The organism is Segatella copri, from assembly GCF_949820605.1.
Taxonomy (GTDB): domain Bacteria; phylum Bacteroidota; class Bacteroidia; order Bacteroidales; family Bacteroidaceae; genus Prevotella.
Genome location: NZ_CATKVU010000006.1, coordinates 3,063,516 through 3,075,000, shown reverse-complemented (window position 1 = coordinate 3,075,000; position 11,485 = coordinate 3,063,516). Strand labels below are relative to the sequence as shown.

Here is an 11,485-nt window from a genome sequence, read left to right as displayed (position 1 = left end):
TGGTGGAGAATAACGGATTCGAACCGTTGACCCCCTGCTTGCAAAGCAGGTGCTCTAGCCAACTGAGCTAATCCCCCAAATCGAGAAGTAAAGAAGTAGTCCCAGGCAGATTTGAACTGCCGACCTCCACATTATCAGTGTGGCGCTCTAACCAACTGAGCTATAGGACTGTGTTGGTAAAGAGTAGCATCTCTGCCGAACATTCTCTATCTCTTATTTAATTAAACAGATGGTGCGTACAAGAAGAGAAGCGAACTTTTAAGTCCTGTCCCTAAATCTTCTACAGGAAATTCGTCTCTCCAGAAAGGAGGTGTTCCAGCCGCACCTTCCGGTACGGCTACCTTGTTACGACTTAGCCCCAATTACCAGTTTCGCCCTAGGCCGCTCCTTACGGTCACGGACTTTAGGCGCCCCCGGCTTTCATGGCTTGACGGGCGGTGTGTACAAGGCCCGGGAACGTATTCACCGCGCCATGGCTGATGCGCGATTACTAGCGAATCCAGCTTCGTGGGGTCGGGTTGCAGACCCCAGTCCGAACTGAGACAGGCTTTAAGGATTTGATCCATTTTGCAAGGGACCGTCTCTCTGTACCTGCCATTGTAACACGTGTGTAGCCCCGGACGTAAGGGCCGTGCTGATTTGACGTCATCCCCACCTTCCTCACACCTTACGGTGGCAGTGTCCCCAGAGTGCCCAGCTTCAACTGATGGCAACTAAGGAGAGGGGTTGCGCTCGTTATGGCACTTAAGCCGACACCTCACGGCACGAGCTGACGACAACCATGCAGCACCTTCACAGAGGCCCCGAAGGGCGTCATTGTCTCCAAATCCTTCCTCTGCAATTCAAGCCCGGGTAAGGTTCCTCGCGTATCATCGAATTAAACCACATGTTCCTCCGCTTGTGCGGGCCCCCGTCAATTCCTTTGAGTTTCACCGTTGCCGGCGTACTCCCCAGGTGGGATGCTTAATGCTTTCGCTTGGCCGCTGACCTATTCAGACCAACAGCGGGCATCCATCGTTTACCGTGCGGACTACCAGGGTATCTAATCCTGTTCGATACCCGCACTTTCGAGCTTCAGCGTCAGTTGCGCTCCAGTGAGCTGCCTTCGCAATCGGAGTTCTTCGTGATATCTAAGCATTTCACCGCTACACCACGAATTCCGCCCACTTTGTGCGTACTCAAGGAAACCAGTTCGCGCTGCAGTGCAGACGTTGAGCGTCTACATTTCACAACACGCTTAATCTCCGGCCTACGCTCCCTTTAAACCCAATAAATCCGGATAACGCCCGGACCTTCCGTATTACCGCGGCTGCTGGCACGGAATTAGCCGGTCCTTATTCATAAGGTACATGCAAAAAGAGTCACGACTCTCACTTTATTCCCTTATAAAAGCAGTTTACAACCCATAGGGCCGTCTTCCTGCACGCTACTTGGCTGGTTCAGGCTCTCGCCCATTGACCAATATTCCTCACTGCTGCCTCCCGTAGGAGTTTGGACCGTGTCTCAGTTCCAATGTGGGGGACCTTCCTCTCAGAACCCCTACTGATCGTCGCCTTGGTGGGCCGTTACCCCGCCAACAAGCTAATCAGACGCATCCCCATCCATCACCGATAAATCTTTAATCTCCTTCAGATGTCTTCCAGAGATATCATTGGGTATTAGTCTTACTTTCGCAAGGTTATCCCCAAGTGATGGGCAGGTTGGATACGCGTTACTCACCCGTGCGCCGGTCGACGCCTATCGGAAGCAAGCTTCCAATATCGTTTCCCCTCGACTTGCATGTGTTAAGCCTGTAGCTAGCGTTCATCCTGAGCCAGGATCAAACTCTCCATTGTAAAATATCATTTTTACTTTGCTATACCCGAAAGTCTAGCGAAGTGTTTGTTGTCTGTACTTAGGACGAATATCCTTTTCGTTTATTGAAGCTTAGTAAACCTGACTTGTCAATTGCTTGACGGTTCGTTTCTTTTACCCAGTTCCTTCATACTCCCTATATATAATAAGGTGTAATCCAAAACCGCTTCTTGTACTACTTGTCTGTTTATGTAAAATCTTTCAAAGAACTCTTTCTTTAATCGCTAAGAGAAAGCGTATTTCTCAAAAGCGAGTGCAAAAGTACAAACATTTTCCGAAACCGCCAAACATTTTCCGGAAAAAGTTTTGAAATTAACAGTATTTTAACACTTTCATCTTATTTTGCACTTATTTTGATACCAAACACTTTATTATATACATACACGCGCTCATATCTGCGTGTGGGCACACAAGCATGCGCATATACATAAATGGTACCAGAAAACTATTCTGCCTCCAAATAGAGAACACGAGACGACCAGTCGTTCTTCTTACCCCAGTCTACCTCATGAACATACGGCATTTCCAAGCCATGTTCCATAAGATACTTACCTGAGTAAGATTTTCCCTCACAATCAAGAGGCTTGTTATCAATTACATCAAGTTCTTTTACCTTATACATCTTATTCTCATCCAAACCAGCCATCTTAACTCTTGGCAAATGAACATTATAGAAGTTCGCCAATTTCCACCAATAGAAGACAGCCTTGTTTTTTGCTTCACTAACATACATAATAGAAGATAAGCCCTGATTATCGTACGGAGAAACCAAACGATAAAGGTCGCCAAACTGAACAACAGGACGAATCTCCTTGTATTCAGAGATAGCCTTTCGACAGAGAGCCTTCTCCTCATCCGTCATATTCTTTGGCTGGATTTCCATTCCAAGACGTCCGCTCATAGCTACATCAATACGATACTTCAAAGAAGTAGTGCGGAATACGGTATGATTTGGCACAGCAGAGATATGACTTGCCATGGCGATGGCTGGGAAGAAATAGCTGGTTCCATACTGCATATAAATACGCTGCATGGCATCCGTATTATCACTTACCCAAAACTCATCAAAACCACGGAGCATGCCCCAATTGGCACGACCACCGCCACTTGCGCAACATTGAATCACCACATCCTTATACTTAGCACGAATACGGTCAATAACCTTCGCAAATCCCTGATGATAAGCGATGTAGAGATGGCTCTGATCGGCTGCAGACAAATATTGGCTGCCATGATTCATAATAGGCATATTGGCATCCCACTTGATGTAGGCTATATCTGGATATTTAGTAAGTAAATTGTCTACTACACCGAAAACAAAGTCCTGTACTTTTGGATTTGAGAGATCGAGCACCAGCTGAGTACCGCCACGGCCCAGAACAGCATCTCGCTTAGGAGCCTTGATAACCCAATCAGGATGCTTCTCATAGAGCATACTGGTAGTATTGGTCATTTCCGGTTCGATCCAGATACCAAACTTTACCTGGTTTTTCCTGGCATCGCTCAGCAAGCCTTCAATGCCATTAGGAAGTTTCTTGGTATCAACCACCCAGTCGCCGAGTGCACAGTTATCAGTAACACGAGGATATTTGGTTCCGAACCATCCATCATCCATTACGAAGAGTTCACCACCCATACTATGGATATCAGCCATCATCTGGTCCATTCCCTTTTGGTTGATGTCGAAATAAACACCTTCCCAAGAGTTGAGCAAGATATCACGCTCCTTATCTCCATGTGCCAAGATATATTTGCGTCCCCATTTATGGAAGTTTCTACTTGCACCGCTCAAGCCCTGCGTTGAATAAGTCAAAGCGAGTGCAGGAGTTTTGAAAGTCTCACCTTTTTTAAGATGATATTCAGAATTCTGTTCATTAATACCGGCAAAGAAATAATGATATTCGGTATCATCGGTAACCGTCTTCAGCTTATAGTTTCCGCTATAAACCAAGGCTGCACCAATAACATTACCCGCATTTTCCTGTCCTTTACCATCGAGCGAGAACATGACTTCTGCATGATCGGTATGCGAATTGCGGGTACCATCATTGTTTCGAATTACAAATTCTCCTGGCTGCAGTTTTTCATGACTCAACTGTCCCTCTGCTGCCCAAGTACCGGAAAGATGACTCATCCAGACATCTCCACGACGGATAGGAAGCATAGCCGATGCAAAGGTAGTCAGGGTAACAGTACCCTTTTCACCATTCAGAATCTCGGTCCATGCCTCAATCATATCAACATCATTGTATGCACGATACTTCAAATCTACCTTTATATTATATACAGGATCTTTCAGATGAACGGTCGTAACAGAAGCATTTCCTTCGTTCTTCACATCACAGCCCGTAGCCACGAGTGCAGTTGAAAGATTGCCATCACTATGACGCATGGCAAGCGCCGCTTCAGCTGGAGTATTCAGTCCGTAAGCCGGATAAGCATCCATACGGCCATCAGTAGCGACCTTCAGATTCTGCAAATCGTTAGGATTCAACTTTGTACCGAAATAGAGATACTGGGCAGGTTTTCCATTCTCAACATCGAGAATGAGCGACATACCCTTTGTATTTACAGATACTTTTTCTGCCATCGCCGGAAGTGCGACAGTCATCAATATAAGTGCAATTGATTTTAACTTCATATTACCTTTCCAAATTATTAGTTGCGTTTATAGTTTCTATTTTGTGAGAGATGATTTCTCATTTTCACATCGCAAAATTATAAAAAAATCCAATACATTCCAATACTTTTTTGATTTATTTTTCGAAGAAAGCAGAAAAGGACAAACAATCAGCAAATAAAGCAAAGAAAACACTTTAGAAATCGAAAGAATTCCTAAAAGATAGTCCACTTTAAGAAATTCTTAGTATCTTTGCAATATTATAGCTGATAACGATTTAGGTATAGTGGTTTGAATGCCCTATTTTTCAAAATCAGCAGAATGTGTAACGAAAAGATATATAGAGATATGAAACTAAAGATACATTTCAGTCATAAAGAAGAACTTTGGAACTCATGGTCGCATGCAGGAGGTATCCTGATGGGCTTTGTCGTGGGAGCAATCTTCTTATATTGGTGCTTTACGATGCATAATGGATGGGCTACGGCGGGAGTTATCCTCTATCTGTTCGGTATGTTGATGTCTTACATCGCCTCAACGGTTTACCATGCCGTTTCTGCCTGGAGCAAATGGAAGGAGCGACTGCGCAAATGGGACCATGCCGCCATCTACTGGCATATTGCCGGTTCTTACTCGCCAATCACGCTCATTGCGATGCGAGACCAGGGATATTGGGGATGGAGCCTCTTTATCTTTATCTGGGCTTGCGCCATTGCCGGAACCATCATGAGTTTTGCCAGACTCAAGGATCACAGCAACCTGGAGACCATCTGTTTTGTAGGCATGGGATTGTCGGTACTGGTTGCCTTCAAACCTTTGATAGACTCCGTATCCGCCGCCACAGTCTGGTGGATTATTGCCGAAGGCGTCTGCTACATTACGGGCGCCGTATTCTACAGTATTAACAAGAAGAAATACATGCATTCCGTGTTCCATTTCTTCGTTTTAGCTGGTAGTATCTGCCACATCATTGCAGTTTGGGATATTCTCATGAAATATATCTAAACGACTTAATAAAAGGCATCGGGAAGTTTTCGCTTTCTGATGCCTTTGTTTTTTTATAAAGTTCTATATTATAAGACATTCATCCATATCATACTCTTCTTATAAATAATAAGGTGGAATTGTTAACAATACGTTAAAGTATGAAAATAATTGCCCAAAAGTTTGGAACTTATCGCAGAAAAGCATACCTTTGCAGTGTTCTATTGAAGTAGTACACTAAAACATTAAAGATTATGATACAGATTAAAGACATTGATTTCAGATACCCAGGTAGCAAGCACCTTGTATTTAGAGATTTCTCTTTGGAACTCAAGGAGAACAACATTTATGGCTTGCTTGGTAAGAACGGTACAGGCAAGAGCACCCTGCTCTACCTCATCAGCGGATTGCTCCGCCAGCAACAAGGTACCGTTCTCGTGGATGGCATTTCGGCACAAGATCGCAAAGCCGAGATGCTGAAGGACATCTTCATGGTGCCCGAAGAGTTTGAACTGCCCAACGTTTCCCTCGCCACCTACGTGAAGATGAACCAGGGATTCTATCCAAACTTCTCGCAGGAAGTATTGGACCGTTGCCTCAAGGATTTTGATTTACCACTCTCTCTCAAGTTGAACGAACTCTCGATGGGACAGAAGAAGAAGGTATTCATGAGTTTCGCACTCGCCACGGGTACCCGCTTTCTTCTGATGGACGAGCCAACCAATGGTCTCGATATCCCATCGAAGAGCCAGTTCCGTAAGGTCATCGCCAACAACATGACGGAAGACCGCACCCTCATCATCTCAACTCATCAGGTGCACGATGTAGAGTCGTTGCTCGACCACATCATCATCATGAACCAGAGCCAGCTTCTGCTCGACGCATCTATTTCAAACATCTGCGAGAAATACACCTTCGAATATCGCAACCCACAGGAAATGGACGACACCGTGCTCTACGCCGAGCCAACCCTGCAGGGCAATGCCGCCATCTGCAAGCGTCAGGAGGGAAAACAGGAAACACAGATGAACCTGGAGTTGCTCTTCAATGCAGTAATTAATGGAAAATTAAACGATTAAAAATTAGACGATTATGAAAAAGAATTTCGATTTACATAGATTAAGCATGGTACTTCGTTGGGATATTCTCACCAACTGGCAGCGTCATCTTGGAGCTACAGCAGGTCTCGCCATCGGCATTTCCATCTATTGTGTATTGCGACTTTTTAGCATGAGATATTGGCTTAACTCAACCGATGTAGAGCTGGCTGGTCATCAATACCAGGTAAGTGTTTGCATGTTCTTTTCTGTAATAGCATTCATCGCGTTCTACGTCTTGGCAAGTTGTATATTCAATAACATGAAGACTAAATTGCAAAGAGAGAGTTTCCTGATGCTTCCTGCTTGTAATCTAGAGAAGTTTGTGGCCCGACTACTCATGATGAGTATCGGTGTTTTGGTTCAACTTTTTGCAGCAGTAATCTTGGCCGATGTTATACAGTTCATCTTTAGTTTCATCATCACTCCAGATTTTCATATCAGCATCACCTGGGCTGTGCTCAGCCATATTATTCCCACAATTCACCCTTTCGACAACGACTGGCTGAAATGGATTACCTTCTATTCATTCATACTATTTTCCCATTCTTTCGCAACACTTGGCGGAACATTCTATCGCAAGCTGCCTGTATTGCTAACAGCTTGCACGGGCATTCTTCTTAGTATGATTTTGGGATACATAATCAACAAATTAGGAGAAGCTGGAGTTTTTGATTTCTTCAGTCATATTAACTTCAGCAATGGTTCCACAGCTGACTATTGTATAACAATTACAGCATTCTTTGTTTTCCTGGCTTTGGCTGCCTTCAACTATTGGGCATCCTACAAGCTCTTCACCCGTATGCAGGTTATCTGCAACAAGTGGATCAACATCTAAGAAATTAAAATTGAAGATTATGAATTTCAGTAATGATAAAGCAATATACGTACAGATAGCCGAACGATTGAGCGATGAAATTCTGGCGGGCAAGTACAAGGAGGACGAGCGAATACCGAGCGTCAGGGAATATGCCGTACTGCTGGAGGTAAATGCCAACACAACCGTGAAGGCATACGACCTGCTTGCCACCGATGAGATTATCTACAACAAGCGAGGCCTAGGCTACTTTGTTTCCGCAGGAGCCAAGAAGCAGATTAAGAAGACCCGCAAGAAGGAGTTTATGAAAGAAAGACTCCCGGAACTCGCCCGACAAATGCAGCTTCTCGACATCTCCATCGATGAAGTGAAGGAAGAGTTGGAGAAGAATCTCAAAAAGATAAAGATATGATGACACTATTCATCCTCAAATATATATTTATAGCTTCTGTTTTTGCCTTATATATAATAAGGTGTATGTAATAACGTTTTAAAAAAAGAGTTACGCTTGCAACTTTCTGAAAGTTGCAAGCGTCTAATGGTTTAAATTGATATCCATAAAACGAAAGTAACATGTCATTAATTCATCTAAAAGGCGTCAACAAGACCTACCAGGGTGCTCAGCCACTCCATGTACTGAAGGGCATCGACCTCGACATCGAACGTGGCGAGTTCGTCAGCATCATGGGTGCTTCCGGCTCGGGAAAATCCACCTTATTAAATATACTGGGTATTCTCGACAACTACGATACGGGAGAATACCGACTCAATGATGTGCTCATCAAAGACCTCTCGGAAACCCGTGCTGCCGAATACCGCAACAAGATGATCGGCTTCATCTTCCAGTCGTTCAACCTCATCTCGTTCAAGACGGCGGTGGAAAACGTGGAGCTTCCACTCTTCTACCAGGGCGTGAGCCGCAAGAAGCGCCACGAACTGGCAATGGAATATCTCGACAAACTGGGCTTGAAGCAATGGGCCAACCATTATCCCAACGAGATGTCGGGAGGACAGAAGCAGCGTGTAGCCATCGCCCGTGCCCTCATCACCAAACCCGAAATCATCCTAGCCGATGAGCCTACCGGAGCCCTCGACTCCAAAACGAGCGTGGAAGTGATGGACCTGCTGAAGGAACTGCACCAGAAGGAGGGAATGACTATCGTGGTGGTAACCCACGAAAGTGGTGTTGCCAACGAGACCGATAAGGTTATCCATATCAAGGACGGACTCATCGGAAGCATCGAAGACAACAGAGACCATCATCTCGTATCGAAAGACTACGTAAAGTAAGTGAAGAACGAAGAGTGAAGAGTGAAGAATCCAATTGTCTTTCTCTGACATCTCTTCGGGGTTATTAATTTTTAAAACAATACACAATGCATATGAATTCTTCACTCTTCACTCTACACTCTTCACTCCTCTCAGAGGTTTGGAGCACGTCGAAGCGCAACAAGCTCCGCACTTCGCTCACGGGATTTGCCGTTGCCTGGGGAATCTTCATGCTGATATTCCTGCTGGGCGCCGGCAACGGACTGATTAATGCCCAGTTGCAGCAAAGCACCCGATTCCTAGCCAACTCCATGCGAGTATTCCCGGGCGAAACCTCCAAGGCTTACAAGGGACTGAAAGAAGGAAGAAGCATCACGCTCAACGACAAGGATATCCTCATCAGCAACAAGACCTATGGTCAATACGTAGATGATGTGGGCGGAAGACTGGAACAGTATAACGTGAACATCAACTATGGCGATAATTATGTGGCAAGCCAGTCATTGGTGGGTGTGGCTCCTACACATCCCAAAATCGACAAGACGGAGCTGATTGCCGGACGATTCATCAACGAAATCGATATGAAGGAGCAGCGCAAGAATGTGGTGCTGAGCCGAAGCCAGGCCAAGGAACTCTGCAAAGACTACCATTCGCTGGTGGGCAAGAACGTAAAGATCAGCAACCTCAACTTCCAGGTGGTGGGAATCTACAAGGATGATGAATCGCGCAATAATACCGAAGCCTTCATCGCCTACTCCACCATAAAGACCATCTACGCCAAGGGCGATGATGCGGGAAGTCTGGAGTTCACCATCAAGAACCTGAAGACCAGGGAGGACAATAAGCAGTTTGAAAAGAACTACCGCGCCAGCATCAACAACAACCATCAGGCTGCACCTGATGACGACCGTACCATCTGGCTATGGAACCGATACATGGACAACATCCAAATGAACCAGGGAATCGCCATCATGCAGACGGCACTCTGGATAGTAGGTCTGTTCACCCTGCTGAGCGGAATCGTGGGCGTAAGCAACATCATGCTCATCACCGTGAAGGAGCGAACCCGAGAGTTTGGCGTAAGAAAAGCCATCGGAGCCAAGCCTTGGTCGATACTGAAGCTCATCATTACCGAGAGCATCATCATCACCTCGTTTTTCGGCTACATCGGAATGGTCTGCGGTGTGGCGGCAAACGAAATCATGGATGCAACCATCGGTCACACCACCGTAGATACCGGACTGTTTAAAGCCGCCATGTTTGTGAACCCTACGGTGGGCATCGGCACCTGTATCGGCGCCACCATCACCATCGTCATCGCAGGCACCATCGCCGGACTCATCCCAGCCATCAAGGCTGCAAGAATCCGACCGATAGAAGCGCTGAGAGCGGAGTAATGCAAAATGTTGAATGTTAAGTGTTAAATGTTGAATTCATTCTTGCTTACACCTTATTATATATATAGAATAGGCTATGCGATTAGATTTAGATACATATAAAGAGATTCTCGACACCATCACGAGGAACAAGAGCCGCAGTCTGCTTACGGGCTTCGGCGTGTTCTGGGGCGTGTTTATGCTCATCGCCCTGATGGGTGGCGGACAAGGACTGAAGGAGATGCTGCAAAACAACTTCACAGGCTTTGCCACCAACACCGCTATCATCTGGGCGCAGAACACCACCAAACCCTACAAGGGATTCAACAAGGGGCGCTCCTGGCAGATGGAAGAGAAAGACCTGGACAGATTGCGCCACCAGGTGCCCGAACTCGATGTCATCACCCCGCTGCTCTTCGGCGGCAACAAGTCGGTGGTGTTTGGAGACAAGAAATTCAGCGGCAGCACCCAGGGCGTAAATCCTGACTACGCCAAAGTTTCTGCACCACAGATGTTTTACGGCAGATACATCAACGAGATGGATGTGCGCCAGCAGCGCAAGGTTTGCGTCATCGGCAAACAGATTTACAAGAATCTCTTTCCTGGCGGCGGTGATCCGTGCGGCAAGAGCGTAAGAGTAGACTCTACCTATTATATGGTGATAGGCGTAGATTACCGCTCGGGCAACGGCGTGAACTTCGGCGGTCGTGCCGATGAAACCATCACCTTGCCCCAATCGGTTTTGCGCAGCGCTTATAACCGGGGTAAGGCAGTAGACATCATAGCCACCACCGGCAAACCGGGCGTAGTAATGAGCAGCATTGCCCAGCGGATGAGAGAAACCGTGGCAAGAGCCCACAGCATCGACCCTACGGACGAAAAGGGCATCATGGTGTTCAATACCGAAGTTCTCTTCCAGATGCTCGACAACCTGTTTAAGGGCGTCAACTTCCTCATCTGGCTGGTGGGTATCGGCACCCTTCTCGCCGGCGCCATCGGAGTTTCCAATATCATGATGGTAACGGTAAAGGAGCGAACCACCGAGATAGGCATCCGCCGAGCCATCGGAGCCACGCCTAAGATGATTCTCTCGCAAATCATCTCCGAGAGTATTCTCCTCACCCTGGTAGCCGGCATGAGCGGCATTCTCTTCGGTGTTGCCATCCTGCAAATGCTGGAAGTAGGAAGTTCCACGGATGGCATTCTTACCGCCCACTTCCAGGTAGATTTCTGGACGGCCATCTCTTCTGCCATCCTCATCTGCATTCTCGGCGGCCTAGCCGGACTCGCCCCTGCATGGCGAGCCATGAGCATCAAACCGGTAGATGCGATGAGAGACGAATAGGAGTGAAGAACGAAGAGTGAAGAGTGAAGAATTCACTTGTCCTCTAAATGATAACTCCTGACAAATAATAATATTAACGAAATAAGAATGAAAGACGAAAGTAAAGCAATTGAATTCTTCACT

At 46.3% G+C, this 11,485-nt stretch carries 8 protein-coding genes, 2 tRNA genes and 1 rRNA gene; 7 read left to right on the top strand and 4 right to left on the bottom strand.

The window, feature by feature from the left end:
- The 4 genes from RCO84_RS13845 to RCO84_RS13830 form a co-directional block, all read right to left on the bottom strand.
- Positions 1-77 (bottom strand) — tRNA-Ala (locus RCO84_RS13845).
- 19 nt (positions 78-96) lie between these two features.
- Positions 97-170, bottom strand: a tRNA-Ile gene (locus RCO84_RS13840).
- 133 nt (positions 171-303) lie between these two features.
- Positions 304-1,835, bottom strand: a 16S ribosomal RNA gene (locus RCO84_RS13835).
- A gap of 464 nt (positions 1,836-2,299) precedes the next feature.
- A complete protein-coding gene (locus RCO84_RS13830) occupies positions 2,300-4,495 on the bottom strand; it encodes an alpha-galactosidase (protein ID WP_264956859.1) in 2,196 nt (731 codons plus the stop codon).
- Positions 4,496-4,822: 327 nt separating this feature from the next.
- Between RCO84_RS13830 and trhA the strand changes: the two genes are divergently transcribed.
- From trhA to RCO84_RS13795, 7 genes are all read left to right on the top strand, one after another.
- On the top strand, positions 4,823-5,479 hold the full coding sequence (trhA, locus tag RCO84_RS13825; RefSeq protein WP_118081821.1) for a PAQR family membrane homeostasis protein TrhA: 657 nt from the start codon (positions 4,823-4,825) through the stop codon (positions 5,477-5,479).
- Positions 5,480-5,712: 233 nt separating this feature from the next.
- Positions 5,713-6,537, top strand: coding sequence for an ABC transporter ATP-binding protein (locus RCO84_RS13820; RefSeq protein ID WP_234564726.1), 825 nt, complete (start codon positions 5,713-5,715; stop codon positions 6,535-6,537).
- Between the two features lie 13 nt (positions 6,538-6,550).
- A complete protein-coding gene (locus tag RCO84_RS13815; protein WP_144155178.1) occupies positions 6,551-7,393 on the top strand; it encodes a hypothetical protein in 843 nt (280 codons plus the stop codon).
- Between the two features lie 19 nt (positions 7,394-7,412).
- The gene (locus RCO84_RS13810; RefSeq protein WP_006848205.1) at positions 7,413-7,784 is read left to right on the top strand and encodes a GntR family transcriptional regulator; all 372 of its coding nucleotides are present in this window, start codon (positions 7,413-7,415) and stop codon (positions 7,782-7,784) included.
- Positions 7,785-7,945: 161 nt separating this feature from the next.
- Positions 7,946-8,662 carry an ABC transporter ATP-binding protein gene (locus RCO84_RS13805; protein ID WP_144155174.1) on the top strand — a complete coding sequence of 239 codons (717 nt, stop codon included), beginning with the start codon at positions 7,946-7,948 and terminating at the stop codon, positions 8,660-8,662.
- A gap of 86 nt (positions 8,663-8,748) precedes the next feature.
- Positions 8,749-10,038 carry an ABC transporter permease gene (locus RCO84_RS13800; protein ID WP_317585412.1) on the top strand — a complete coding sequence of 430 codons (1,290 nt, stop codon included), beginning with the start codon at positions 8,749-8,751 and terminating at the stop codon, positions 10,036-10,038.
- 76 nt (positions 10,039-10,114) lie between these two features.
- The gene (locus RCO84_RS13795; protein ID WP_144155170.1) at positions 10,115-11,362 is read left to right on the top strand and encodes an ABC transporter permease; all 1,248 of its coding nucleotides are present in this window, start codon (positions 10,115-10,117) and stop codon (positions 11,360-11,362) included.
- Positions 11,363-11,485 lie beyond the last annotated feature (123 nt).